The sequence below is a fragment of the uncultured Dokdonia sp. genome (genome assembly GCF_947492815.1).
GTDB lineage: Bacteria > Bacteroidota > Bacteroidia > Flavobacteriales > Flavobacteriaceae > Dokdonia.
Map to the genome: position 1 here is coordinate 128,244 of NZ_CANLOB010000006.1, position 25,664 is coordinate 153,907.

The following is a 25,664-nucleotide window of genomic DNA, read 5'->3' on the forward strand; positions in this document are numbered from 1 at the left end:
CTATCTATTTTGTTACATGTCTTACAGATTTTGCAAAATAATGTTTCACCAAAAAACAATACAATTTAATTTACCTTTAAAGAAAGGTCTTTAAAATTTAATTCATAATCCCTATTAAGGACATCTATATGTATCACCATAAATGATCGTATATCGCTACTTATAAAGTATTGTGTAAAAAAGCGATTATCGATAAAGTCAGAAGTTTGCTTTAACTTGAGTTTGACCATTTTCTGCCCATCAAACGTTTTAATTCGTTTTTCAATGATTTCAGAAGTTATTCCTAGCTTTTGATCTTGCCTTTTCATATTAGAGGCAAAATCGCTTATATAATAAGAAGCTGTTTCCTTATCTAAACGTATATAAGAACTAGGATAAATCGCTATAAAATTGCTAGGCATAAATTTATCTCTAAAAAAAACAGGTTTCTGTTCTTTATTTCTATACTCCTTAGAAGATTGTAGTAACATATTTACAATAACATCATCTCCTACTCCTCCCAATTCAAAAAGCGCTTCATAGGTAAGCTTTTCATAACTAGTAGGTAACCATATTGTTGTATTTAGAAATTCAACTTCAGACTGTTCTAGTACTGAAGTATCTAATTGCTTTTTAGGTGTACTTTCCTTTTTTTCATTACAAGAAACAAAACAAAAGATAATTAGAACACAGAGTGCTAATAGGTATTTTTTATATGTATACAAATTTCTACCCAAGATAGTTCAATACATTTTGTTCTATTCTAGTTTCTATGTTGGTTACGTCTGCTTTCGCGAAAGCTTCCCCAGTAATATTTTCATATAATTCAATATAACGGTCTGACACAGTTGTTATATAGTCATCAGACATTTCTGGTACTGTTTGCCCTTCAAGTCCCTGAAAGTCATTACTAATAAGCCATTGTCTCACAAACTCCTTAGATAATTGTTTTTGGGCTTCACCTCTCGCCTGACGGTCTTCATATCCTTCTGCATAGAAATAGCGAGAAGAATCTGGAGTATGAATCTCATCAATCAGTACAATCTCTCCATCGGCTGTCTTTCCAAACTCATACTTAGTATCTACAAGGATCAATCCTCTGCTCGCTGCAATCTCAGAACCTCGCTGAAATAACTTACGTGTATAGTCTTCTAATACGATATAATCTGCTTCAGATACAATGCCTTTCTTAATGATGTCTTCACGAGAAATATCTTCATCATGATCACCCATTTCAGCTTTGGTAGCAGGCGTAATAATAGGATTTGGAAACGCATCATTTTCTTTCATTCCTTCTGGCATAGGCACACCACATAACATACGTCTTCCGGCTTTATACTCACGAGCAGCATGACCAGACATATACCCACGTATCACCATTTCTACCTTAAAAGGTTCGCAACGCTTTCCTATCGCTACATTCGGATCAGGAGTCGCCACAAGCCAATTAGGTACGAGGTCTTCTGTATCCTTCATCATTTTGGTTGCAATCTGATTTAAGATCTGTCCTTTATAAGGAATTCCTTTAGGCATCACCACATCAAATGCACTTAACCTATCGGTTGCTACCATCAATAATAAATCATTATCTAAGGTATATACTTCCCGTACTTTCCCTTTATATAAATCTTTTTGTCCAGGAAAATTAAAATTAGTGTCAATAATGGTATTCATAATGGTATAAGATAGATGCTATTGTGTGATTTGATTTAAAATGTAAAAATAAGGAATACTCTTCTTTTCATTTGTGCTAAAAATAAACGAAACAATGATAGTTGCTAACAAAGATCTATTAATAATTCACGAGACGTTGGACATTCTTTTTCAAATGTTCTAATACAATACTATTTTCAGGGTGATTAGATTTGTATACAATCATATATAGATCTCCCATAGCGCCCTTTTTACTTTTAGAATGAACTGTATAATTCTTACCTCCTACTTTATATGAAAGTGTATGAATATAATGTAATAACCTACCTCTATTTTTTATGGGTAAGCTATCTATAATTGTACCTTTAGCGGTCTTTCCATCCAATAAAATTGAAATGATTTTCTTTTTCCTTCGTTCCCAAACAACTAGTGAAATTATAAAAATGACTTGAAAAGCAACTACAACTACTTTAAGAAATGTATCCTCTATAGTTATCAATCTAGGATAGGCACTAAACATATCATAATTTATAACTATAAAAACTAGAAGCACTCCGGCGATCAGGTAATTATCCCTATGTATAGCTCTTCGAAGCTTCTTTTCATCTTCGATGATCACTTTTTTTCCTTTAGCCACTACATACTTATCTTTTAAAACTAAATACGATCAATTCCTATTCTCGATATCCTTATAAGCAGCAATCACTTTCTTAACAAGTGCATGACGTACTACATCTTTATCATCTAGGTACATCATTCCTACTCCTTTTACATTTTTAAGAATTAACAACGCTTCTTTTAATCCGCTGGTTACACGTCTTGGTAAATCTATCTGCCCAGGATCTCCCGTAATAATAAACTTTGCACTACGCCCCATACGCGTTAAAAACATTTTCATTTGCGCATGTGTCGTATTTTGAGCTTCATCCAATATTACATATGCATTATCTAACGTACGCCCTCTCATAAATGCCATAGGTGCAATTTGAATAACGCCTTTTTCTATAAAGCTTTCTAATTTCTCATGCGGAATCATATCTCGTAAGGCATCATACAGTGGCTGCATATATGGATCTAACTTCTCCTTCATGTCTCCTGGTAAGAATCCTAAGTTCTCTCCAGCTTCAACAGCAGGACGTGTTAATATAATACGTTTTACAGATTTTTCTTTAAGTGCTTGTACAGCAAGTGCAACACTTACATATGTTTTCCCTGTTCCCGCAGGACCAATGGCAAATACCATATCATTTTTCTTAGCAAGCTCTACAAGCTTACGCTGATTTGCCGTTTGTGGTTTGATTAATTTACCACTTACGCCATGTACAATCGTTTCACCACTCTCTTTAGAGGTTTCATAATCGGCTTTGCTTTGACTGGTAAGTACACGCTCAATTATATTTTCATCCAGCTTGTTATATTTCCCAAAATGCTCTGTAAGCATAGAAAATCGCCTATCAAATTCTTCTAATAAGTCTTCGTCACCATAGGCTTTTATCTTATTTCCTCTAGCAACAATTTTTAATTTTGGAAAGTAGCGTTTAAGTAATTCTATATTGGCATTTTGTTGTCCAAAAAACTCACGCGGGTTGATTTCTGAAAGTTCAATTATTAATTCGTTCAAATGGCAAGCAGTTTTTATGAGATTCCTCAGTAAATTATTTTAGATTTGTTATAGCAAAGTACGAAATTTTTGAGCGTCTATACCTACTCATGAGTTATCGTATTATTAAAAATAATAAACAATTTGGGGAAGGTTGTTGTTTTTGCTTTCGCGAAAGCGGACCATCTCTACATATATACGTATGGCAATTATCACATTAACTACAGATTTTGGCGAAAAAGATCACTTTGCTGGTGCTGTAAAAGGTGCGATTTATAGTGAACTTAGCGACATACGTATTGTTGATATCACCCACACAATAGCACCATTTCATATCACCGAAGCAGCTTATATCATCCAAAACGCGTATAAAAACTTCCCAAAAGGAAGTATTCATATCATAGGCGTAGATAGTGAACTCACTCCGGAAACCAACCATATTGCGGTAAAACTAGAAGATCACTTCTTTATTTGTGCTAATAATGGCATCATTTCTTTAATCACAAGAGACATTGTACCACAAGAAATGGTTGAGATTAATATTCATAATAGAGTAACCACTAATTTTACAGTGCTAGATGTATTTGTTCAAACGGCTTGTCATATTGCTAGAGGAGGTACTTTAGGGGTGATAGGAAAAGCAATTTCTGAAATAAAACCACTTACTGGAATTCAACCTGTTGTTAATAAGTCACAAAAGCAAATTATAGGAAATATCATTTACATCGATAATTATGGAAATGTAGTAAGTAATATTACGCGTAAACTATTTGAAGAAGTTGGTAAAGGACGTTCCTTTAAAATAGAAGCCAGACGTACGCAAATTTCTAAAATACATACTTCGTATAGTGGAGCAATTAATTTCTCTTTAGAAAAACACAAACGTGAAGAGGAAGGAAAAAAGCTTGCTATATTTAATTCAGGCGGTTATATAGAACTTGCCATTTATAAAAGTAACCCTTCTACAGTAGGAAGTGCCGCAAGTTTATTTGGTTTAGACTATCGTGATGCTATTACTATAAACTTTGAAGATTAATGTTAGTACGAATCGTCAAACTAAGCTTTCGCGAAAGCGAAATACCTCTCTTTTTAGCAAATTTCGAACAGGTAAAAGATAGTATAAGAGCTTTTCCAGGATGCCAATTTTTAGAATTATATAGAGATCAAAATGATACGTCTATTTTCTTTACATATAGTTACTGGGATACCGCCGAAGCCTTAGAAGACTACCGCCACTCTGAGTTGTTTAAAGGAGTTTGGGCAACTACAAAACCCTTATTTTCTGACAAGCCCGAAGCTTGGAGTGTTGATAAACTAGCGAGTTTAAAGTAAAAGTAAAATTCTTTATTAAAAAGAAATTTGTCTCCAAAACGTAGACTTTGTTGGAGCTATACGATTTAATGTCGTTAAGAAATCTGTAATAGGAAGCTGTGGTCCTCCAGAAAACATCGACGCAATTTCTTCTGCTTTTGAATCAAAAAACACACGATTTAAAAAATTATTAGGACGCTTGTTATACATTGCCTTCATCTTACCGATAGCATCCATCACTGCTTTTTTTCCTTTTTTAGTATCATCTGCCATGATATCCATTCCTCCACGGTGATAATCATACATCACATTACTAAAGTCTCTAAAATTAGGAGATAATAGATCTTCATTCAATCTGTATCGTGATTGCGGACCATCTTGAGGTCTCCAACCTCTGTTATTACTTCCCTGTGCCGTTGTTACGATCTGTTTTGCTATCTGAAAATACTTATCTCCGCCATTACGCTCAAATGTATTACTATCATATCCTAAAATTGTATATACATAATAGGAAAGTACAGAAACTAAATTAGAATCAAAGTTATTAGGATTGAAAATAAGAGGCTGAAATTCTACATATTCAAAATCAAAATCTCTGTCATTAAAATTAAATACAGGGCTATCGTAATTTGAATTAAATATAGGACGTGACGACTGTACTTGGATACTTGCTTTAAATGCATCAGAATTTACTTCCTGAACGATAATATTAAATGAGCAATCAATACGTTCTTGCTGTTTGTATCTTCTATCGGTCCACTTTGTATTATTGATAAACTCGGTAAGAGAGCGTTCAAGTGTTCTAAAAACTTGAAGTTCTGCTTTTCCTGTTTGTTCTGCGTTAATAATCACTACAGCATTAAGTTCTTGTGCTTGAACTGATAGTGAACATAAAATTACAAAGATTGCGATAAGTGTTCTCATGTCGTTTTTATAAGTATCTGATCAAAGATATCTGCAGCAACTTCTTTTTTAGACTTCAAATCATAAGAAGTAGGCGATCCATCTTTGTCTATAAACGTAATTTTATTGGTTTTGGTCTTAAAGCCAGCACCTTTATCTCTAAGCGAATTTAAAACAATTGCATCTAAATTCTTCTTTTTCAATTTTTTTAGTGCGTTTTCTTGCTCATTTTGAGTCTCTAAGGCAAACCCAACAAGGAATTGTCCTTGTTTTTTCTCTCCCATGGAAGCAAGAATATCTCTGGTCTTTACAAGATGAATCGTAAAGGTATCATCATTCTTTTTTATTTTCTCATCTGCTACGTGTGATGGCTTATAATCTGCAACTGCGGCAGCAGCTATAGCAATGTCACATTGTTCATACACTTGATGAACAGCATCATACATATCGTCTCCAGAAACTACATTATGTACTGTGATAAGGTCATGCTGTACTTTTAAGGCACTTGGACCCAAAATTAGATCAACAGTAGCCCCTAAATCGGCTGCTCTGTATGCGAGTTCTGCTCCCATAGTTCCACTACTATGATTTCCTATAAAACGTACAGGATCTATAGCTTCGTACGTAGGGCCAGCAGTTATAATAACACGTTTACCTCGTAAAGGTAGTTTTTCTTGCATATGATTTTCTATAAAGCGTACAATGTCTTCTGGCTCTGCCATTCTTCCTTGGCCTACTAATCCACTTGCTAGTTCTCCGCTAGTGGCTTCTATCATAATATTTCCGTAAGAAGTGAGTTTTTGAAAACTCTCTTTAGATGAAGGATGAATATACATATCAAGATCCATAGCCGGGGCAAAATATACAGGACATTTTGCACTAAGATAGGTTGCTAATAATAAGTTGTCACAAGCACCATGTGACATTTTTGATAGTGTGTTTGCTGTTGCAGGAGCAATAACCATCAGGTCAGCCCATAATCCTAGTTCTACATGATTTGTCCAAACAGCATTATCATCTTCTTCCTTTGTGAAAGAACTATGAACAGGGTTTTTCGAAAGTGTAGATAAGGTCAGTGGGGTTACAAAATCTTTTGCCTTTTCTGTCATAACCACTTGTACAGAAGCGCCAGCTTTAATAAATGCTCTTACTAAAGTGGCGCTTTTATAAGCTGCTATGCCAGCGGTAACTCCTAGCAGTACTTTTTTACCGCGTAATATTGACATATATGTGATTAAACGTTTGTGTCGTCCTCAGAAACACTTGTATCTCTATAATAAATACGATCTTCTAACCACTCTTGAACTGCAAGTGCATGTGATTTAGGAAGACGTTCGTAAAACTTAGATACTTCTATTTGCTCTTTATTTTCAAATATTTCTTCAAGACTATCATTAAAAGTAGCAAACTCGTCTAACTTGTCAGAAAGTTCCTTTTTAATTTCAGTATTGATTTGTGTTGCACGCTTAGCAATAATAGATATTGCCTCATATACATTATCTGTAGGGGCATCTACTAGATTTTTATCTATTGTTGTCGTGTTTACAGGTGCATCAGTCTCCTTAATATTCATCGTATAAATGTTTAATTTATGGTCTCTTCTGTTTGAAGTCGCTCGTTAATATCTTCTATCATTTTTGCCACTTCTTTCTCATATTTTCCGGCAGGATAATATCTTTGTAATACTTCATATGCCTCTTTTGCCGTTGTTAATCGATCAGCCATAAGGTCTTGTCGACTTCCTAAAGCATATTGATAGGCAGAATCAAACTTCCAGAACATGGCATCTTCTCTGTAGATAGATCCTGGATAAGCAGATATAAAGTTATCAAATGATTTTATAGCATTAGGAAATGTATTACGGCTTGCGCCTATAGTATTGAATCCTTTTGCTATTTCAAATTCTTTTCTTTCTAATTTTGTTTGCAGTTCCTTTACCATGGCATTGGCATTTTCCTGTCTTTCTGATTCAGGATATGCATTGATAAATTCTTGCAATTTCTCCATTGCTTTATTTGTATCTTCTTGATCTAAATAATAACTTGGAGAAAGCTGGTAATAGCTTTCTGCACTCTTAAAGGCAGCTTCTTCCTTTTTGGTACTTTGAGGATACGATTTTACAAAACGCTCAAATTGATATCCTGCTAAATAATAATCTTCTAATTGATAATAAATATCAGAATAGGCATACATCACACGTTCTGCTTGTGGACGTCCTCTATATAAAGGAACTATTTGTTCGTAAAGCTTTAATGCTTTTTTATAGCTTCCATTCTGATATAACGAATCAGCAAGTGAATACTTGAGTTTGATATCATCAGACTTTAACGCATCTTGGTATGTAGAACACGAACAAAATACGGTTGCAAAAACAAAAAGGATAAGAATATTCTTCATAAGACTAAAACAGCAGGCAAAATTACACAAAAACTATCACATATTAAAACGATATATGATGAACCAAAAATAAACCGATTTATGGTCCCTATCTCAGGATTAGCATAAGATTAACGCTTTTTATAAAGTTTTAAGATATGCTGCGATTTTTTTATTTAAACCTTCACTAGCTTTCACAAGAGGTAATCGCACGTGATTTTGACAGATATTTAAATGGGCTAATAATGCTTTTATCCCCGCAGGATTTCCTTCCTCAAAAATAAGATCAATACTTGGCATCACTTGATAATGTGTTTTATACGCTTTCGCGAAAGCGCCCTCTAAACCATTCCTGATCATAGAAGAAAAAGGAGTTACTAATCCCTGTCCTATTACAGAAATCACGCCATCACCACCAGCAGAAACCATAGGTAATGCCAACATATCATCTCCAGAAATCACTAAAAATCCTTCAGGTTTGTCTTTCAATAAGCGTAATGCCTGTGTCATGTCGCCAGCAGCTTCTTTAAGAGCTATAATGTTTTTAAAATCTTTTGCTAGACGTAATGATGTACTTGCTTCCATATTACTCCCTGTACGTGAAGGTACATTATACATAATAATGGGTAGTGATGAAGCCTCTGATATGGCTTTGTAATGTGCATAAATACCCTCTTGTGTGGGTCTGTTATAATATGGAGACACTGATAAAATAGCATCAAATCCATCAAGAGTGCCTACTGTTTTGAGTTCTGTAATAACAGCAGCTGTATTATTCCCTCCTAATCCTAGCACAAGAGGTAAACGTCCTTTATTAACAGTCACAATATGTTGTTTGACTTGTCGCTTTTCTTCTGATGAAAGTGTAGCACTCTCGGCAGTAGTACCTAAAGCAACTAAATAATCAGTTCCTTGGGCTATATTGTGTTCTATAAGTCTTGTTAACCCATCAAAATCTATAGATAGGTCTTCATTAAAAGGAGTGATTAGGGCGACTCCTGTACCTCGGAAGGATTGCATGTTAACTAATTTTAAGTATTTGTAAATATTTCTCTAATTCATTTATAAATAGTGTCTCTTCATCTATAGCCGTAGTGATCACTAAATCCTGAAAACTTTGTGCATCTTCAATAAGACCTACTTTAAAGGTCGCTTTAGAAAGTCCTGAAACTATTTGAAGAGGTAGTCGATCTTCTGAGTAATAGCTTAAAAGAATATCAAAATCTTTTGCAACAAATTCTTTTAAGGTCGTTGTTTTTAATGTTCCGTTCCAACCAATTCCTTTTCCTGAATATACTCCAGGAGCATCTTTTTGAGCTTTAGAAAGTTTTGGCATATAAGAAAGTACGACAATATCATTTTCTTTAATCCCTAAAGTAGCAGCTAGTTGTTTTATTTTATTTGCATCAAAAGGTCGATCTCCTTCTTGTACAATCCCTAAACTACGTATTTGTCTACCCGAAGGAGTATACGTTCTACTTTCTGTTTCTTTTTTAAGTTTTCTTAAAATGGATTTTGCCTTTAATCCGTTCAAAAACATCTATCTTAGCTTTTTACGCAAATGTAGCTAAAAACAGACTAAATCTGACTTAAGAATGGTACTAAAAAAAATAACATATTTACTCCTTTTTGTTGGTATTTTCACACTCTTCACTTGTTGCAAACAAGATACATACAACACTTCAAGAGTAGATGCTAAAACTGTATCTATAGATAGATCTATAAAAGAAGATAGTTCAATTACGGCTTTTATCACTCCTTTTAAAGCAGCTGTAGATAAAGAAATGGATAGCGTACTTGCTTATGCTCCAACGTCTATATCTAAAAATGATACTCCATATAATACAGCACTAGGTAATATGATGGCAGATGCTGTATTTGAAATGGCAAACCCCGTCTTTAAAAAAAGAGTAGGCTACACTTTTAATGCTGTTATTCTAAATCATGGTGGGATACGCGCTCCTTTAAATAAAGGAAAAGTAACTACAGGTACTGCTTATGAATTAATGCCTTTTGAAAATGAGGTTGTTGTTGTTGAATTAAGCGGTTTCCAAATGAAAGAGTTATTTCAATACCTAGCAAAAGGAAAGGCACATCCTATTTCAAATCTACAAGTGATTTTAAATGAAGACGGAAGTCTTAAACAAGGAACCATACAAGGTCATGAAATTATAGATAATGAAACTTACTTTGTAGCAACAAGCGATTACTTACAGAAAGGAGGAGACAATATGACTTTTCTAACTAAACCCGTAAGCTTACTTACTTTAGATTACAAAATACGTAACGTACTTATTGATTACTTTAAAAAATACGATACAATTGCTCCAGTAAGAGACAACAGGTTTATAAAAGAATAAAGGATATGAAACGTAGACATTTTATAAAACAAACAGCAGCAGCAGGAAGTCTTATTGGATTAGGAGGCGTTGCTATGAGCTCAACATCTTTAACTTCTAAAAAGCATATTACCATTCTACATACAAATGATGTACATAGTCATATAGAACCGTTTTCTGCTAACGATCCTAAGTACGCAAATCAAGGAGGTGTTGCCAGGCGACTCACGCTTATTAATAGTGTTAGAAAAGAAAATCCTAATGTACTACTTTTAGATGCTGGTGACATCTTTCAAGGAACTCCTTATTTCAATTTTTATGGAGGTGAATTAGAATTCAAACTCATGTCTATGCTTGGTTATGATGCCGCTACTATAGGAAATCACGATTTTGATAATGGTGTTGGTGGCCTTGCAAAACAAATGCCACACGCATCTTTTGAACTCTTATCAGCCAATTATGACTTTACAAACACTATTATGGAGGGGCTTACTAAACCTTATCGTGTTTTTGTAAAAGATGGTATTCGCATAGGTGTATTTGGAATTGGAATTCAATTGGAAGGACTTGTCAACAAACGTCAATTTAAGGAAACAAAACACTTAGACCCAATAGAATTAACTGATGACATGACCCGCATCTTAAAAGAAGATGAAGCCTGTGACTTAATCATATGCTTATCACATCTAGGGTACGATTACAGTAATAAGGACCGCATATCTGATCTTAAGCTAGCTAGTGCTACTAAAGATATAGATCTCATTATTGGAGGGCATACACATACTTTTCTTGACAAACCAACCATTGCTCAAAACAAAGAAGGAAATATAGTGCTCGTCAATCAAGTAGGATGGGGTGGTATTCATGTAGGTCGTGTAGACTTCCACTTAGATCTCATAAAAGGAACTGAACACACCAGTACTTTTTATAATATCTAATTTAATTATAATTGTGTTCTGTTTTCTTAATATTCTTAATACGTATAAGATACATTGTAAATATAATTTTTAAAAAAGCTCCAAAGATATGAGCCATCACTAAATAAGCTTTATGATCTGATATATATTCAAAAATAAAGCCAAAACTCATTTCTCCTATTAGGCCTCCACCTATTCCCCATAACATAATATTATCAGGGTGCTTATTAAAAAAAGGAATCCCTATACAGATAGTTACCATTATAAAAAAAACAATAACAGAAGGCAAAAACAATGTTAGATCTGGTATTAAAGGAAAAATTAAATACAGTAAATATCCAATCACATAACTTATTCCAATAAAACCAATAATAAGCTCTATTAAATTATGAGTGCTAAAATTTTCGAATTTTACTTTAAGCATAGATCGTATGAGCCAAAAAAAACACATTTGACCTATAAGTTGCGTAAGGGACACTACATTGATATACTTTTCAAAATCATATAAAAACATGACTTCTGCTACTAACATAGCAACTAAATAAATTAATAAAACGACATTAAATTTCTCTGTAGCTTTATAATGATACAGGAATAGAAATAGCATATATATCACAAAAAGTATTGATGTATATTCAACATCAAAAAACACACTAGTCAATGCTAAAAGTAAAGACATTATTATTGCTAATGTCCTATATATTCTACCGTGTATGTGATCTGCTTCTCTAATTATATCCTATTTAGTAATTCTTGTGTAGAGATCATAATCAACACAAGCTTTTACAAGCTTACTAAATCCCGTTTAATCTCTAATAACAATAAATGGAATAACAACTACTCAATCTTATAAATGGTCTTTATCAAAAGTCTTCATATTTCTTGCTCTTATAAGATATATCACAAATATAATCTTTAAAAATGCTCCAAACATATGTGCCATTACAATAAAAACTCTTAAATCTGATATATATTGATAAATAAATGCACATGTCATTTCTGCTATCATACCACCTCCAATACCCCACAATAAAATATTATCTGGATGTATATTAAAGAAAGGGTATCTAACACATAAAATTGTAATAATTAAAAATGAAATAACAGAAGGTACAAACAATGTTAAGTCTGGTATCAAAGGAAAAATTAAGTACAATAAATACCCTACTACATAACTAATCCCCAAGGTTCCTATAATTAGTTCTATTAAATTGTGTGTGCTAAATTCTTTAATATCAACTTTTAATATAGGTTTTAATAACCATAAAAAGCATAACTGACTTGTGATATGTAATGCAGAAACAATATTAATATACTTGTCAAAATCATACAAAAATATCATTTCTGAAAGCATTGCTGTGACTAAAAAGGCAAGAAGTACCTTACTAAATATCCCCGTAGCATTGTAATGATATAAAAATAAAAACAAGGCAAACATTGGAAAAAATACAAACGTATATTCTATATCAAAAAATAAAGTAGCAAGCGCTAATAACACAGACACTATGATTGTTAGTGTCCGATATACCTTACCTTGTATGTGTGCTTCTTCCTTAATTTTCAATCATATTTAAAAATTCTTGTTCAGAAATCATCGTGACTCCTAGTTTTTCAGCTTTTGCAAGTTTACTAGGTCCCATTTTGTCTCCTGCTACCAAAAATGTAGTTTTAGAAGATATGGAACTAGATACTTTCCCTCCATTATCTTCTATTATTTTTTTCAAATTAGTACGAGGCATTTCAAAAACTCCAGATACTACAAAGGTTTTTCCTTGTAACACATCAGATTGATCTGCCAATTTTTCTGCAGAGATTTCAAGCTGTACATTATATGATTTTAATCTTTCTATTAGGGTATTATTTTCCGCTTTCGCGAAAAAAGCCACAACACTCTCTGCAATCTTTTCCCCTATTTCATCTACACTTACCAAGTCTTCTTCTGAAGCTGTTGCTATCGCATCAATCTTATTATAATGTTTTGCCAGTTTTTTTGCTACTGTCTCTCCTACATATCGTATTCCTAACCCAAAAAGTACACGTTCAAAAGCAATAGCAGTAGATGCCTGAACACCTTTTACTAAGTTTTCGGCACTTTTTTGTGCCATTCTTTCCAATGGCAATAATTGTTCAACGGTGAGTGTATACAAATCGGCATAGCTAGTAATAAGCCCTTCTTTTACTAATAAGGCTACAGTCTCCCCTCCTAGTCCTTCTATATCTAATGCTTTACGAGAGATATAATGTTGAATTCTCCCTACAATCTGAGGAGGACATCCTGATTCATTTGGACAATAGTGTTGCGCTTCTCCTTCTTTACGAACTAATGGTGTAGCACATTCTGGACATTCAGATATATATACTGTTGGAATAGAATTTTCAGACCTCTTTGTAAGATCAACCGCAATAATTTTCGGAATGATCTCTCCTCCTTTTTCTACAAATACCTCATCGTTTTCCCGGATGTCTAATTTGGCAATTTGATCGGCATTATGTAGTGATGCTCTTTTTACTGTAGTACCAGCAAGTTCTACAGGTTCTAAGTTTGCTACTGGTGTAATCGCTCCCGTACGACCTACTTGGTATGTGATTTCGCGTAAGCGTGTAGACACCTGCTCTGCTTTAAACTTATATGCCATCGCCCATCGAGGAGCTTTTGCCGTATACCCTAGCTCTTCTTGCTGTTGTAAATTATTTACTTTGACTACGACTCCATCGGTCTCATATGGTAAATCATGACGTGCAACATCCCAATGATTTACAAAGGCTAATACCTCATCAATATTTTTAGCCAATTTAGAAGCATCTGGTACCTTAAATCCCCATGCTCTAGCTTTTTCTAAACTCTCCATCTGGCTGGTAATTCCCAGATTATTTCCAGTAATATTATATAATAAACAATCCAAAGGTCTTTTTGCGACCTCGGCACTATCTTGCAATTTTAAGCTTCCTGAGGCTGTATTTCTAGGATTTCTATACAACTCTAATCCTTGTGCTTCTCTAGCTTCATTCATTTTATGAAATCCATCCCAAGGCAAAATAATTTCTCCTCTAATATCAAACTTAGGAGGATAATCGCCTTTTAATTTTAAAGGAACAGACTTAATTGTTTTAATATTTGTAGTGACATCATCGCCTTGTATACCATCTCCTCTTGTTAATGCCCTTGTAAGTTCTCCGTTTTCATACGTAAGACTTATAGAAGCACCATCATATTTTAATTCACAGGTATAAGACACTTCCCCATCTACTTGTTTTTTAACACGTACTTCCCAATCTTCTAAATCTTGTTTTGAATACGAGTTATCTAAAGAGTACATTCGATGCTCATGAACTACCGTATTGAAGTTTTTTGTCACATCACCACCTACACGTCTAGAAGGTGAATTAGGATCATCAAATTCAGGGTGCGCAGCCTCTAATGCTTGTAACTGCTTAAGCATTTGATCAAACTCAAAATCCGAAATTATCGGATTATCAAGCACATAATACCTATGATTATGCTCTTGTAGTTCTTTACGTAGGGATGTAATTTGCTGTTCTGTATTCATTAATTATATGCTTTCGCGAAAGCGGACTTATGGGATAAATATATATTCATTTTGATAACACAAAATAATCATTTTAATGCTACTATAGTCTCCCTTTTGTAAAAAACTATAAACATAAAGAGCCATTAAAAATGGCTCTTTACTAAGCAATATCACTATAATATGTAATTATAAATGACACTATCAATCATCTACAAATACTTTACGTAATAAAGCTGCAAAGATGCCACCTGCGAGTGGTGCGACTATAAAAAGCCACAATTGTTGTAAAGCAATTCCTCCTGCAAAAAGAGCAGGCCCTAAACTACGTGCTGGATTTACAGAGGTACCTGTAATAGGAATAGCTACAAAATGAATTAATGCTAATGATATACCGATAGCAAGTCCTGCCATTTGAGGAGATGCCTTTTTTGCTGTCGTTCCAAAGATGACCATCAAGAATAAGAATGTAAAGACAAATTCTGCTGTAAATGCTGATTTCAGATCATAAGCGCCTAAATATCCTTCTCCCCATCCATTACTTCCCAATGCCCATGGCACCATTTCAAAGCTTGCACTTCCAGTGGCTAAAACATATAATATTGCTGCACCAAGAATTGCACCTATACACTGTGCGATCACATAACCTATAAGATCTTTTACAGATAATTTTCCTGCAACACACATCGCTACAGATATGGCTGGATTAATATGGCAACCAGATATAGGTCCTATAGTATATGCCATTGCTACTACGGCTAAACCAAAAGCTAAAGAAATTCCTAAAAGACCTAATCCTGAAGGTCCTGCTGTAGAAATACCCGCTATTGTTGCTGCGCCGCATCCAAATAAAACTAATGCAAACGTACCTAGTCCTTCTGCAGTGTATTTTTTCATCGCACTCATAATTAATTGATTTTTAGTTAGTAATACTAATTTAGAAATTATATTATGAGTGGTATTACAAATGGGTCTTATAAATCAAACATCGACAAAAAACACAAAAAAATCGACTAAGTACAAGTAAAAATAAAAAGATTTAGGTTCGATCTCCTTTTAGCCATTTTGGAACATCCTGTGGTTTATAGGCTTTCATTTTAGAGATCAAACCTTCTACAGTAGTATCTACTAATAAGAGTTCGTAGTTTTCCATTTTTAAAAATCCTCTACGCACCATATGTTCTAACATCTTTAACAAATCATCATAAAAACCATTGATATTTAAAAGACCAATAGGTTTTTGATGCAATCCTAACTGACTCCATGTAATGATTTCGAAAAGTTCTTCTAAGGTTCCAAAACCGCCAGGCAAAGTGATAAATCCATCAGAGATTTCCTGCATGGTCATCTTACGTTGATGCATATTCTCATTGGTAATCAGCTCTGTTAATCCTAAATGAACTACTTCTTTAAGTTTTAAAAACTCTGGAATCACCCCTATCACTTTTCCTTTGTGATCTAGACTTGCCTGCGCTACTTGCCCCATCACGCCTATTTTGGCTGCACCATATACCAATGTGATATCATTTTGTGCTAGATATGTACCGAGTTCTTTGGCCTTTTCTTCTACTTGTATGTCATTGCCATCACTGCTTCCGCAGAATACGCAAATGGATGTTATCGTTGTCATACCTTATATGTTTATGTATTCCCATAAGTATGGAAATAGATTCGTTAGTTTTATATTGAGTGTATATCCTTCTTACTTTTTCTGCACTACTAAATAATGACCATTTACAAATTCAGTTTTTGAATTTCTCAAAACGTCCCATCCATCTTTTGTTTCTATGATTAATGTATCTGATGTGACAAAAAACGATGGCTTATGATTTTTAGAAAAACTAAATGAAATAGAGTCATTAAATGTCTTATAAGTTCCTGCATAATATCCTGAATTTACGACTCCTACTACTTTAGAGTAATAACGAAACGTATTGTTCTTCCTTAAAATCAATATATCATCTCCCATTTTCCAACCTTTCAAAGCTGTTAGTTCAGTTTTAGAAAAACGATTAAAAAAGTCATTACGCCGTACTTTTCTATCCATCTTATCCATACTGCCGCAAGATAATAGTACTAAAAAACATAATGTAATTAATAAATACCTCATATATAGATCTTTAAAACCACACATTACCTCCCCGAAGAGAGTGTATCTTTACTTACTTGCCTTTATCATTCGATCGTTACCAAATATATCTTGGCGTAATTCTACATGTATAAATCCTATTTCTTTAAGGAGTTGCACGGTTTCTTTACCAAGATACTGATTGATTTCAAAAAATAACATCCCATTTCCTGATAAGTTCTCAAATGCCAATTTTCCAATAGCATTATAAAAAACCAACGGATTTGTATCTGACACAAATAAGGCAGTATGCGGCTCATGGTCCAATACATTCGATTGAATCTCTTCCTTTTCAAGCTCACGTACATACGGCGGATTAGACACTATGCAGTCATATACTTGGTCTAATACACCAACATTTAAAATATCTACCTGTTTAAAAGTAACGGCAACCTTATTTGATATCGCATTTGCTGAAGCTACCTTCAGTGCCTCTTCCGAAATATCATAGGCGGTTACATTTGTTTGCTCCAAATGTGTTGCCAAACTAATAGCAATACATCCTGAGCCTGTACCAATATCTAATAGTTTCAACGCGCTATCTTTAAACAAGTCTTCCAATATCCACGATACGAGTTCTTCGGTTTCAGGTCTTGGAATTAAGGTCACTGGTGTTACTTTAAAGGGAAGTCCGTAAAACTCTGTGTCTCCTAAAATATACTGTATGGGTTCGTGGTTTTTTAATCGATCGCAAGTAGTTAGAAACTGTTGTACTTGAGTTTCTTCTACAATCGTTTCGAGATGTAACACGATATCCATTCGGCTATACCCTAAAAAATGATGCGCAGTGATTTGAAAAAAGCTTTGTACTTCTTCAAGCGGGTAGTGATCCTGTAAACGATCTACAAAAGCAATACGGAGGTTTTTTATTTTCACGAAAGTGTACGACTAATTTTACAAATCAATAAGCATATGCACTGGACAAGAAAAATGTCCTGTATCTCCCATAGGGCCTTCTATATAATGAAAACCAGTGCGTTGATATAATTTCTGAGCAGCTTTCATATACGGCATAGTTTCTAGATAACATTGCTCATATCCAAAACGACGAGCAGTATCTAAACATTCCTTCATCATCGCACTACCTAAACCTTTTCCTCTAGCTTCTTCTAGGAAATACATTTTTTGTAATTCGCATACATTCCCTTCGTAATTATCTAGTTGTGCTACTCCAGCAGCTCCAAGAATAACCCCATCTGCAACTACCACAAAATAAGCTGCTTTAGGATGGTCATAGGTTTCAAACATCTGGTCTAACGCTGCATCTTCATAGGCTGTTCCCACTTTAGGAACTCCAATATCTATAAGTATTTTACGAATCATAGCAGCAACTTGCTGATTGTCTGCCTTTTCTATCGGACGAATAATAGGTTTGCTCATCGAAAGTTATAGTTCTATTTTTGCAGTGTGAAGATACACGAAAAGTACATAAAACGTTGTATAGATTTAGCTAAAAATGGACTTCCAAGTGCGATGCCGAATCCTTCTGTAGGGGCACTACTCTTGGTAGATAATCGTATTATTGCTGAAGGCTATACCAGTGCTTATGGAGGACCACATGCCGAGGTAAATGCAATTACCTACGCACAGACACATTCTCCTGAACTTCTTCAGAAAGCTACCTTATATGTTACTTTAGAACCCTGTAGTCATTATGGAAAAACACCTCCTTGTGCAGATCTTGTCGTTGCTTCCGGTATCAAAAAAGTAGTCATTGGCACCACAGATCCTTTTGCTAAGGTTGCTGGCAATGGTATCAAAAAGCTCATGGAAGCGGGCATTGATGTCACTGTGGGTATTCTAGAATCAGAATGCTATGAAGTGAATAAACGTTTTTTTACATATCACGAGAAAAAGCGTCCTTATATACTATTAAAATGGGCAGAAACCTTAGATGGCTATATTGCTCCGGCTCAAAGAGACAAAACTGCCCCTGTATGGATTACAAATTTGTACTCAAGGCAGTTAGTTCATAAATGGCGTAGTGAAGAACAAGCTATTTTAGTGGGCGCTAATACAGTACTGGCAGACAATCCCTCATTGACAACAAGAGACTGGTATGGAACATCGCCACTACGTGTTGTTTTAAACGAACGAAATGAATTACCTAAAGATGCATCTATTTTTAATGACCAAGCCGAAACCATAGTGATCGCATCACAAGATCCAAATGAAGTAATCGAGATTCTCTATAAAAAAGGAATTCAATCTATCATTATAGAAGGTGGCGCCAAAACATTACAGCATTTTATAGATGCAGGCATTTGGGATGAAGCACGCGTATTTACAGGAAAAACTACATTTGAAAACGGCATGAAAGCACCTGTATTTCATACACAACATTACACAGCTACTACACAAGATATTAAAGGAGACATACTCACTACTTACAAAAATAAAACCACGTGATCTATTTACTCCTTAGTATAGCTTCCTCTAGCATCATTTTTGTTGTTTTTAAGTTATTTGCGCGTTTTAAAGTCAACACACTGCATGCGATTGTCATCAATTATTTTACGGCAAGTACCTTAGGTGTCTTATTATATAATGGAGAGATTTCTATAACAGTGATACCACAACAAGATTGGTTTTTTTCTGCTGTAGCACTTGGTTTCTTGTTTATTCTCATTTTTAATTTAATGGCACTCACGACACAACGTAGCGGACTATCTGTTGTATCTGTTGCTACAAAAATGAGTGTTGTTATTCCTATACTCTTTGGCATCCTTTATTATAAGGAGTCATTAGGGTTCTTTAAAATGACTGGAATTATCATTGCGCTTATTGCAGTTTATCTTGCATCTGTAAAATCTAAAGATGGAATTGCGTTTAAAAAAACAGATCTTATTTTTCCTGTGCTTGTCTTTTTAGGAAGTGGCGCGATAGATACCAGCATCAAATACCTTGAGGGAAAGTATCTAAGCGAAGGAGATTTGCCCATATTTTTAACGATGGTTTTTGGTACTGCAGGAGTTATAGGCACACTGATTATTACAGGGCAGATCCTAAGAAAACGTTTTACTTTTGAAGTTAAAAATATTATTGCAGGCATCTGTTTAGGTATTCCTAATTACGGGTCTATGTATTTTTTGGTAAAAGCATTGCGAAATGATGCTTTTGACAGTTCAACTATTTTCACCATCAATAATGTAGGAGTGGTGATGGTATCAACCTTATTAGGAATTCTATTATTTACAGAAAAGTTACATCTCAAAAACTGGATTGGTATTGCACTTGCGGTGATTTCTATTATATTCGTTTCACTTTCGTGAAAACATATACTGATGTCTTTTAGTAATTATACGCTTTCGCGAAAGCGTATACATGCCTTTTCAAATCAATAGGTACTTTATATAATTTATCGTGCTCATGAATTAGACAAAAAAATTAATGGGATATAAAAAGAAATGGATAGATAGAGCTGAAGACGACTCACTTAAATACTTAGACAAGATAAGTGACATTATAAGCCCTTTATTTAAAAATAATGGAAAGGCAGATTTACTAAATCTTGATAAAAGAGAGGATTTAGAAGATTTTCTCGCACTCCTATTCAACTGCAATTTGTCATCCCATAGCCAAAGTTTTGGCGCCGATTATATTATTGCACTACAAATAGAGGTTGAAAACAATAAGTTGCTACACTATTGGGGGAAAATAAATTGGTTAGGAGTACCAAGTGGTCACGAATGTCATAATTCATTTCAAGATCCATTTTATGCCCTTTTTAAATTTGAAAATAATCACATAGAACTCGTTAAGGCTATGTTTGGTGATTATGATAAAAACGATTTAGATAGTCGATCCTGGATTTATTCCGAAATAGATTGGATGTATGATTTATAAAACATATAAACAAATCGATTATTTCAAACCTTCTTATATTACTTTTGATTTCCGCACCAACCATTAATACACTATGAAAGATACCTATAAAACAATTACTACACCTTCTCCTGAAGCATTATTTAAGGATCGAAATAGTAAATTTTATGGATATGCTTTTCCTGTAAAAACAGAGGAAGACATCAAGGAATGTATTGAATCTTTAAAAAAGCAACACCATCAGGCACGTCACTGGTGTTATGCATGGGTACTTGGAACAGCATACAATCGGTACCGTGCTAATGACGATGGAGAACCTTCTAATAGTGCAGGTGCTCCTATATATGGGCAACTCCAAGCTTATGAGCTTACCAACACACTTGTAGTGGTGGTACGTTACTTTGGAGGCACCAAATTAGGTGTAGGTGGACTCATCAATGCTTATCGCACTGCTGCACAACTTACATTAGAAAAAGCATCCATTCAAGAAAAAACAATCGATATTGAATTTACAATCACTTTTGAATATGCCCTCATGAATAAAGTTATGAGAGTTATCAAAGAACAAAACATTAGAATTGTTGGTCAGAAGTCCGAACTGGCTTGTGAGTATACATTAGCCATTAGAAAGAAGGATTTTGAACAAAAAAGTATACTTGTAAAAAATATATACGGTGTAAAATTCAAAGAAAAAGACAATTAACCTTGTAGTTTATCGAGGATATAAGCAGGACATCTTATCGGTTTATTTTTTTTAGCATCCATGAAAATTAATTCGGTATGAGCAGTTGTTAACAATTCATCATGCTGATTATAAATTTTATAGTCAAAAATGATCCGAACTGTAGGTAAATTCCGCAAGCTTACCACCACCTTTAATTCATCATCAAATTGTGCTGATTTCTTGTACGTTACCCCTATAGTATACACCGGTAAAAACACCCCATTTTCTTCCATTGTTTTATAAGATATTCCTAAGGCACTTAACCATTCAAGCCTCGCTATTTCAAGATATTGCGGGTAATTTCCGTGATGCACCACTCCCATTTGGTCTGTTTCTGCATATCTGACTTTTATAAAAGAATTATGTGTTTTCAAAGCTATGGTACGTTTTTTTTTTGTAGATTTAGAGATGTAAAGTATGCACAAAAATTAATCGAAAAACAACCCCTAAGTCGTTTTTTTTTTCAAAAAATTGTTCACATATTTGCTACAGGTTAAAGCGGGGAACAATTATGTTAATAATTGATATATTTTTAACCTTCTAATTACAACTAACAACCAAATAATTTAAACTAACGAATGAGTAGAACTGCGCAATCTGTATGGGATAATTGTCTGTCTTTCATAAAGGACAACATCACACCCCAAGCATATAAAACGTGGTTTGAACCTATCAAAGCTGTAAAGCTTACTGATGTGGCATTAAATATACAGGTGCCAAGTAAGTTTTTCTATGAGTGGCTAGAGGAGCATTATGTTAAGCTTTTAAAAGTGGCACTTAATAAAGAACTGGGGGAGAACGCAAAGCTGGTATATGTCATAAAAATGGAAAATACCTATGGTAATAATCAACCGTTTACGGAAAAAATACCTAGTGCAAATAGAACTTCTTTAAAATCTCAAGAAGTATCAGCTCCATTAAAGAATAAAAACCCTGAATTAAAAAATCCATTTGTAATTCCTGGAATACGTAATTTACAAATAGAATCGCAACTCAATCCAAGTTATAATTTTGATAATTTCTTAGAAGGAGATTCTAACCGCCTAGCACGTTCTGCTGGTATGGCTGTAGCTAATAAGCCTGGAGGAACTTCTTTTAATCCATTACTTATATTTGGTGGGGTTGGTTTAGGTAAAACACATTTAGCACACGCTATTGGTGTACATATTAAAGATCAGTATCCAGAAAAAACAGTCCTATATATCTCAGCAGAGAAGTTTACACAACAGTATATAGAATCTGTGAAGAAAAATAATAGAAATGATTTTATACATTTCTATCAAGTAATAGATGTCCTTATTGTTGATGATATCCAACTACTAAGTGGAAAAGCAGGAACACAAGATGTATTCTTTCATATCTTCAATCACTTACACCAAAATGGAAAACAGGTGATCCTTACCAGTGATAAGGCTCCTGTAGATATGCAAGATATAGAACAACGCTTATTATCTCGTTTTAAATGGGGATTATCTGCCGAACTACAACATCCTGGCTTTGAAACTCGTATTTCTATTATCAAGCATAAGCTTTACCAAGATGGTGTAGAAATGCCAGAAGAAATCGTAGAGTTTCTTGCTAATAATATCAAAACAAATATTCGTGAATTAGAAGGTGCTATCATTTCATTAATTGCACACTCTTCTTTCAATAAGAAAGAAATCACACTAGATCTTGCTAAGAAGATTGTAGATAATTATGTAAAGCATACCAAACGTGAAGTATCTATCGATTATATCCAAAAAATCGTATCTGATTATTTCCAGATGGATGTAGACACTTTACAATCCAAAACACGTAAACGTCATATTGTACAAGCAAGACAACTCGCTATGTTCTTTGCTAAGAAATTAACAAAAGCATCATTAGCAAGTATTGGTTCGCAAATAGGACAACGTGATCATGCCACTGTATTACATGCATGTAAAACCGTAGATAATCTCGCTTCTACTGATAAGCAATTCCGTAAATACGTAGAAGATTTAAATAAAAAATTAACTGTATAAATACAGTTCGCTTAATTCAATTTTAAAAGGGATCAAATAGTAGTATTTGATCCCTTTTTATGTTTTATTTAATTCTTTTCTAAAAATTCGGTATTATTTTAGAGTTCGTAATAATTGAAATGAAAAACTTCAGCGTAGAAAAGAATAGATTAGTATCAGAATTGAATTCTGAAATTATAAACAATCCCAATAACGAAATTTTGAAATCATTAAATCAGATTTTAAAATCTTATAATTCTGTTTCTGACTTAAATGGAAAATTAAGTAGAATAATTGTTGACAGCCTTGAACATAATCTCAAAATTGGAGAAAAGTTAATCCAATTTGAAAATTATTTCTCTGACTATTCTAATGCTATCCAATCAACTGATTTAAAAAAACTAGCTAAATATTTAATTAAGGGAAACGTAAAGATTACATATTTTGGAAAAGCTTGGTCTCAAAACGCTCCCAATTGGATGTATTTTGACAAGGTATTAGATTTAAAAAATCTCAGAGATAAAATGTTGTTTGGAGAAAACATAATTGATCACCAAAATATAGATAATAAATCTGGATTAGAAAGTGGGTTTATAGATAAAAAAACTGGAGAAGGTATAATGGGAAAATTAAAGTATTGATGTTATGTTAATCCACAACATCAATGTTTTTTTAGAACTTTATGTCTTACACACAATATCATCTTTCTAAAAATACATTTCATTTTATATGAAGACAAGAATTATTTACTCGCTTTTTTTGACACTACTATCTACTTTAAGTTTTGGACAAGAAACATACACCTACACGACCCCAACACAATACTCCGATGGTTGGAAAACAAGTGATTTACGATCGCAAGCTATTGATACTACATTATTACAAAAAGGATTTTCGCAATTAGCAACTGTAGATCATAAAATACACAGTGCCCTTATTATTAAAAATGATCACATTATTTTTGAAGAGTACTTTGGAGAATATGCATATGACAAACAACAAGACTTGCGCTCTGTAAATAAAAGTATTAAATCCATACTTATGGGAATTGCCATTGATAAAGGATATATAGATAGTGAAAATGATCTTATTTCAAAATACTTGAAAAAGCCAATTCCTGAGAAAAACCTAGATCCTAGAAAAGAGAAAATTACGATCAAACATTTACTTACAATGAGTACAGGTTTAGAGTGTAATGATTGGGATAAAAAATCAAAAGGACAAGAAGATCGTGTATACAAAAAGAAAGATTGGTTACAATACACACTCGATCTTCCGATGGTTCAAGAACCAGGAGAAACATCACTTTATTGCTCTATGGGAACACTACTTGCTGCAGAAATCATCCAACAAGCTTCTGGCATGTCTATAGAAGAGTTTACACAAACATATCTCTTTAATCCATTGGGAATTACAAATATCAAACGAGGGCATACAACTACCAATAGAGAGGTTATCAATACTGCAAAACGTATTTATATGACCCCTAGGGACATGGCAAAGATCGGAAAATTGATACTTCAAAAAGGAAACTGGAAAGGTCAACAAATTGTCTCCGAAGCATGGGTAAAAAGAGCTACTTCTACACATACCCAAATCACAGGAATTGATTATGGGTACTTATGGTGGCAATTTCCTTTTAATATTCAGGGACAGCGCATTTCTGCAACCTTAGCCACTGGAAATGGAGGCCAATACATAATGGTGTTTCCCGAACAAGACATGATTATTGTATTTACTGGAGGTGCCTATAATTCGCAGGAAGACAAGCTACCATTTAAGATTGTACAGGACTTAATTTTACCCTCTTTACGTTAGGGTTATCATAACATACGCTTTCGTACTTCGACATAACTGAGTGTAAACTTCTAGACCTCTATGTTCCTAGAAAGCGTAACAATCCCTATTTTAGTATTCCCAAAACCAATGATTATGAACAAGACAAAGGTACTTATGGTGTGTCTTGGTAATATTTGCCGATCACCACTTGCCGAAGGAATTCTCCGCAACAAATTAGATGCTGATCGATTTACTATAGACTCTGCAGGGACTGGAAACTGGCATGTAGGAAATCCACCTGACAAAAGAAGTATTGCCGTTGCAAAAAAATATGGATTAGATATTTCTACCCTACGTGGAAGACAATTTACGAGTATTGATTATCAAGATTTTGATCATATCTATGTAATGGATAGTTCCAATTTAGAGAATGTACTTGCCTTAGCAGAAAGCGATCAAGACCATAAAAAAGTATCTATGATACTAGAAACTATATTTCCTGGAGAACGTGTAGATGTGCCTGACCCCTACTATGGCGGCGATGATGGTTTTGAACGTGTTTATAAAATGCTAGATGAAGCGTGTGACACTATTAGTCAAAGAATACGCTAGAAATCC

31 protein-coding genes are annotated in these 25,664 nt (G+C 34.1%); 12 read left to right on the forward strand and 19 right to left on the reverse strand.

Going from position 1 to position 25,664, the window contains the following annotated elements; translation table 11 throughout:
• Positions 1-65: 65 nt before the first annotated feature.
• From Q1A01_RS08400 to Q1A01_RS08415, 4 genes are all read right to left on the reverse strand, one after another.
• Positions 66-704 carry a hypothetical protein gene (locus tag Q1A01_RS08400; protein ID WP_299678840.1) on the reverse strand — a complete coding sequence of 213 codons (639 nt, stop codon included), beginning with the start codon at positions 702-704 and terminating at the stop codon, positions 66-68.
• A gap of 4 nt (positions 705-708) precedes the next feature.
• Positions 709-1,653 (reverse strand): phosphoribosylaminoimidazolesuccinocarboxamide synthase, encoded by a 945-nt coding sequence (locus tag Q1A01_RS08405; RefSeq protein ID WP_299678843.1) that lies wholly within the window; start codon positions 1,651-1,653, stop codon positions 709-711.
• A 118-nt stretch (positions 1,654-1,771) separates the two neighbouring features.
• A complete protein-coding gene (locus Q1A01_RS08410) occupies positions 1,772-2,269 on the reverse strand; it encodes a hypothetical protein (protein ID WP_299678846.1) in 498 nt (165 codons plus the stop codon).
• 30 nt (positions 2,270-2,299) lie between these two features.
• Positions 2,300-3,253, reverse strand: a complete 954-nt coding sequence (locus tag Q1A01_RS08415; RefSeq protein WP_299678849.1) for a PhoH family protein — start codon at positions 3,251-3,253, stop codon at positions 2,300-2,302.
• 181 nt (positions 3,254-3,434) lie between these two features.
• On the opposite strand from Q1A01_RS08415, the gene Q1A01_RS08420 reads away from it, so the two are divergent.
• Positions 3,435-4,268 carry an SAM-dependent chlorinase/fluorinase gene (locus Q1A01_RS08420; protein WP_299678852.1) on the forward strand — a complete coding sequence of 278 codons (834 nt, stop codon included), beginning with the start codon at positions 3,435-3,437 and terminating at the stop codon, positions 4,266-4,268.
• The gene (locus tag Q1A01_RS08425) at positions 4,268-4,564 is read left to right on the forward strand and encodes an antibiotic biosynthesis monooxygenase family protein (RefSeq protein ID WP_299678855.1); all 297 of its coding nucleotides are present in this window, start codon (positions 4,268-4,270) and stop codon (positions 4,562-4,564) included. Before Q1A01_RS08420 ends, Q1A01_RS08425 begins: the two co-directional genes overlap by 1 nt.
• 15 nt (positions 4,565-4,579) lie before the next feature.
• On the opposite strand, the gene Q1A01_RS08430 is transcribed toward Q1A01_RS08425, so the two are convergent.
• The 6 genes from Q1A01_RS08430 to Q1A01_RS08455 all read right to left on the reverse strand — a co-directional run bounded on the left by Q1A01_RS08430 (position 4,580) and on the right by Q1A01_RS08455 (position 9,356).
• Positions 4,580-5,467 (reverse strand): DUF4835 family protein, encoded by an 888-nt coding sequence (locus Q1A01_RS08430; RefSeq protein ID WP_299678858.1) that lies wholly within the window; start codon positions 5,465-5,467, stop codon positions 4,580-4,582.
• Positions 5,464-6,672: a bifunctional phosphopantothenoylcysteine decarboxylase/phosphopantothenate--cysteine ligase CoaBC gene (coaBC, locus tag Q1A01_RS08435; RefSeq protein ID WP_299678861.1), complete on the reverse strand. Its 1,209-nt coding sequence runs from the start codon at positions 6,670-6,672 to the stop codon at positions 5,464-5,466. Before coaBC ends, Q1A01_RS08430 begins: the two co-directional genes overlap by 4 nt.
• A gap of 8 nt (positions 6,673-6,680) precedes the next feature.
• The gene (locus Q1A01_RS08440; RefSeq protein WP_299678864.1) at positions 6,681-7,019 is read right to left on the reverse strand and encodes a DNA-directed RNA polymerase subunit omega; all 339 of its coding nucleotides are present in this window, start codon (positions 7,017-7,019) and stop codon (positions 6,681-6,683) included.
• A gap of 11 nt (positions 7,020-7,030) precedes the next feature.
• Positions 7,031-7,843: an outer membrane protein assembly factor BamD gene (gene bamD / locus Q1A01_RS08445; protein WP_299678867.1), complete on the reverse strand. Its 813-nt coding sequence runs from the start codon at positions 7,841-7,843 to the stop codon at positions 7,031-7,033.
• Between the two features lie 120 nt (positions 7,844-7,963).
• Positions 7,964-8,842, reverse strand: coding sequence for a 4-hydroxy-tetrahydrodipicolinate synthase (gene dapA / locus Q1A01_RS08450; protein ID WP_299678870.1), 879 nt, complete (start codon positions 8,840-8,842; stop codon positions 7,964-7,966).
• Between the two features lies 1 nt (position 8,843).
• The gene (locus Q1A01_RS08455) at positions 8,844-9,356 is read right to left on the reverse strand and encodes a hypothetical protein (protein WP_299678873.1); all 513 of its coding nucleotides are present in this window, start codon (positions 9,354-9,356) and stop codon (positions 8,844-8,846) included.
• Between the two features lie 61 nt (positions 9,357-9,417).
• On the opposite strand from Q1A01_RS08455, the gene Q1A01_RS08460 reads away from it, so the two are divergent.
• Positions 9,418-10,182, forward strand: coding sequence for a 5'-nucleotidase (locus Q1A01_RS08460; protein ID WP_299678876.1), 765 nt, complete (start codon positions 9,418-9,420; stop codon positions 10,180-10,182).
• Between the two features lie 5 nt (positions 10,183-10,187).
• Positions 10,188-11,099 carry a metallophosphatase gene (locus Q1A01_RS08465; RefSeq protein ID WP_299678879.1) on the forward strand — a complete coding sequence of 304 codons (912 nt, stop codon included), beginning with the start codon at positions 10,188-10,190 and terminating at the stop codon, positions 11,097-11,099.
• A 1-nt stretch (position 11,100) separates the two neighbouring features.
• Here the strand turns inward: Q1A01_RS08465 and Q1A01_RS08470 are convergent, their stop codons facing one another.
• The 8 genes from Q1A01_RS08470 to Q1A01_RS08505 all read right to left on the reverse strand — a co-directional run bounded on the left by Q1A01_RS08470 (position 11,101) and on the right by Q1A01_RS08505 (position 18,113).
• Positions 11,101-11,757: a hypothetical protein gene (locus Q1A01_RS08470; protein ID WP_299678882.1), complete on the reverse strand. Its 657-nt coding sequence runs from the start codon at positions 11,755-11,757 to the stop codon at positions 11,101-11,103.
• A 168-nt stretch (positions 11,758-11,925) separates the two neighbouring features.
• A complete protein-coding gene (locus tag Q1A01_RS08475) occupies positions 11,926-12,582 on the reverse strand; it encodes a hypothetical protein (RefSeq protein ID WP_299678885.1) in 657 nt (218 codons plus the stop codon).
• Positions 12,583-12,631: 49 nt separating this feature from the next.
• The gene (gene ligA, locus Q1A01_RS08480) at positions 12,632-14,626 is read right to left on the reverse strand and encodes an NAD-dependent DNA ligase LigA (RefSeq protein WP_299678888.1); all 1,995 of its coding nucleotides are present in this window, start codon (positions 14,624-14,626) and stop codon (positions 12,632-12,634) included.
• Positions 14,627-14,809: 183 nt separating this feature from the next.
• On the reverse strand, positions 14,810-15,511 hold the full coding sequence (gene aqpZ, locus Q1A01_RS08485; protein ID WP_366520091.1) for an aquaporin Z: 702 nt from the start codon (positions 15,509-15,511) through the stop codon (positions 14,810-14,812).
• 133 nt (positions 15,512-15,644) lie between these two features.
• Positions 15,645-16,235, reverse strand: a complete 591-nt coding sequence (locus Q1A01_RS08490) for a TIGR00730 family Rossman fold protein (protein WP_299678891.1) — start codon at positions 16,233-16,235, stop codon at positions 15,645-15,647.
• Positions 16,236-16,307: 72 nt separating this feature from the next.
• Entirely contained in the window at positions 16,308-16,715 is a 408-nt protein-coding gene (locus Q1A01_RS08495) for a hypothetical protein (protein WP_299678894.1), read from the reverse strand.
• Between the two features lie 48 nt (positions 16,716-16,763).
• Positions 16,764-17,609 carry a peptide chain release factor N(5)-glutamine methyltransferase gene (gene prmC, locus Q1A01_RS08500; RefSeq protein WP_299678897.1) on the reverse strand — a complete coding sequence of 282 codons (846 nt, stop codon included), beginning with the start codon at positions 17,607-17,609 and terminating at the stop codon, positions 16,764-16,766.
• Positions 17,610-17,627: 18 nt separating this feature from the next.
• Positions 17,628-18,113: a GNAT family N-acetyltransferase gene (locus Q1A01_RS08505; protein ID WP_299678900.1), complete on the reverse strand. Its 486-nt coding sequence runs from the start codon at positions 18,111-18,113 to the stop codon at positions 17,628-17,630.
• Between the two features lie 27 nt (positions 18,114-18,140).
• On the opposite strand from Q1A01_RS08505, the gene ribD reads away from it, so the two are divergent.
• From ribD to Q1A01_RS08525, 4 genes are all read left to right on the forward strand, one after another.
• Positions 18,141-19,142: a bifunctional diaminohydroxyphosphoribosylaminopyrimidine deaminase/5-amino-6-(5-phosphoribosylamino)uracil reductase RibD gene (ribD, locus tag Q1A01_RS08510; protein ID WP_299678903.1), complete on the forward strand. Its 1,002-nt coding sequence runs from the start codon at positions 18,141-18,143 to the stop codon at positions 19,140-19,142.
• Entirely contained in the window at positions 19,139-20,005 is an 867-nt protein-coding gene (locus Q1A01_RS08515; RefSeq protein WP_299678906.1) for a DMT family transporter, read from the forward strand. The genes ribD and Q1A01_RS08515 overlap by 4 nt, the downstream gene beginning before the upstream one ends.
• Before the next feature lie 118 nt (positions 20,006-20,123).
• Positions 20,124-20,579, forward strand: coding sequence for a hypothetical protein (locus Q1A01_RS08520; protein WP_299678909.1), 456 nt, complete (start codon positions 20,124-20,126; stop codon positions 20,577-20,579).
• A gap of 73 nt (positions 20,580-20,652) precedes the next feature.
• Positions 20,653-21,261 carry a YigZ family protein gene (locus tag Q1A01_RS08525; RefSeq protein WP_299678912.1) on the forward strand — a complete coding sequence of 203 codons (609 nt, stop codon included), beginning with the start codon at positions 20,653-20,655 and terminating at the stop codon, positions 21,259-21,261.
• On the opposite strand, the gene Q1A01_RS08530 is transcribed toward Q1A01_RS08525, so the two are convergent.
• Positions 21,258-21,656, reverse strand: a complete 399-nt coding sequence (locus Q1A01_RS08530) for a thioesterase family protein (RefSeq protein WP_299678915.1) — start codon at positions 21,654-21,656, stop codon at positions 21,258-21,260. The genes Q1A01_RS08525 and Q1A01_RS08530 overlap by 4 nt on opposite strands.
• Positions 21,657-21,860: 204 nt before the next feature.
• Here Q1A01_RS08530 and dnaA point away from each other — a divergent pair, with 204 nt between their 5' ends.
• The 4 genes from dnaA to Q1A01_RS08550 all read left to right on the forward strand — a co-directional run bounded on the left by dnaA (position 21,861) and on the right by Q1A01_RS08550 (position 25,658).
• Positions 21,861-23,288 carry a chromosomal replication initiator protein DnaA gene (dnaA, locus tag Q1A01_RS08535; RefSeq protein ID WP_299678917.1) on the forward strand — a complete coding sequence of 476 codons (1,428 nt, stop codon included), beginning with the start codon at positions 21,861-21,863 and terminating at the stop codon, positions 23,286-23,288.
• Between the two features lie 119 nt (positions 23,289-23,407).
• On the forward strand, positions 23,408-23,908 hold the full coding sequence (locus Q1A01_RS08540) for a hypothetical protein (RefSeq protein ID WP_299678919.1): 501 nt from the start codon (positions 23,408-23,410) through the stop codon (positions 23,906-23,908).
• 88 nt (positions 23,909-23,996) lie between these two features.
• The gene (locus tag Q1A01_RS08545) at positions 23,997-25,085 is read left to right on the forward strand and encodes a serine hydrolase (RefSeq protein ID WP_299678922.1); all 1,089 of its coding nucleotides are present in this window, start codon (positions 23,997-23,999) and stop codon (positions 25,083-25,085) included.
• 114 nt (positions 25,086-25,199) lie between these two features.
• The gene (locus tag Q1A01_RS08550; protein WP_299678925.1) at positions 25,200-25,658 is read left to right on the forward strand and encodes a low molecular weight protein-tyrosine-phosphatase; all 459 of its coding nucleotides are present in this window, start codon (positions 25,200-25,202) and stop codon (positions 25,656-25,658) included.
• Positions 25,659-25,664: the final 6 nt, after the last annotated feature.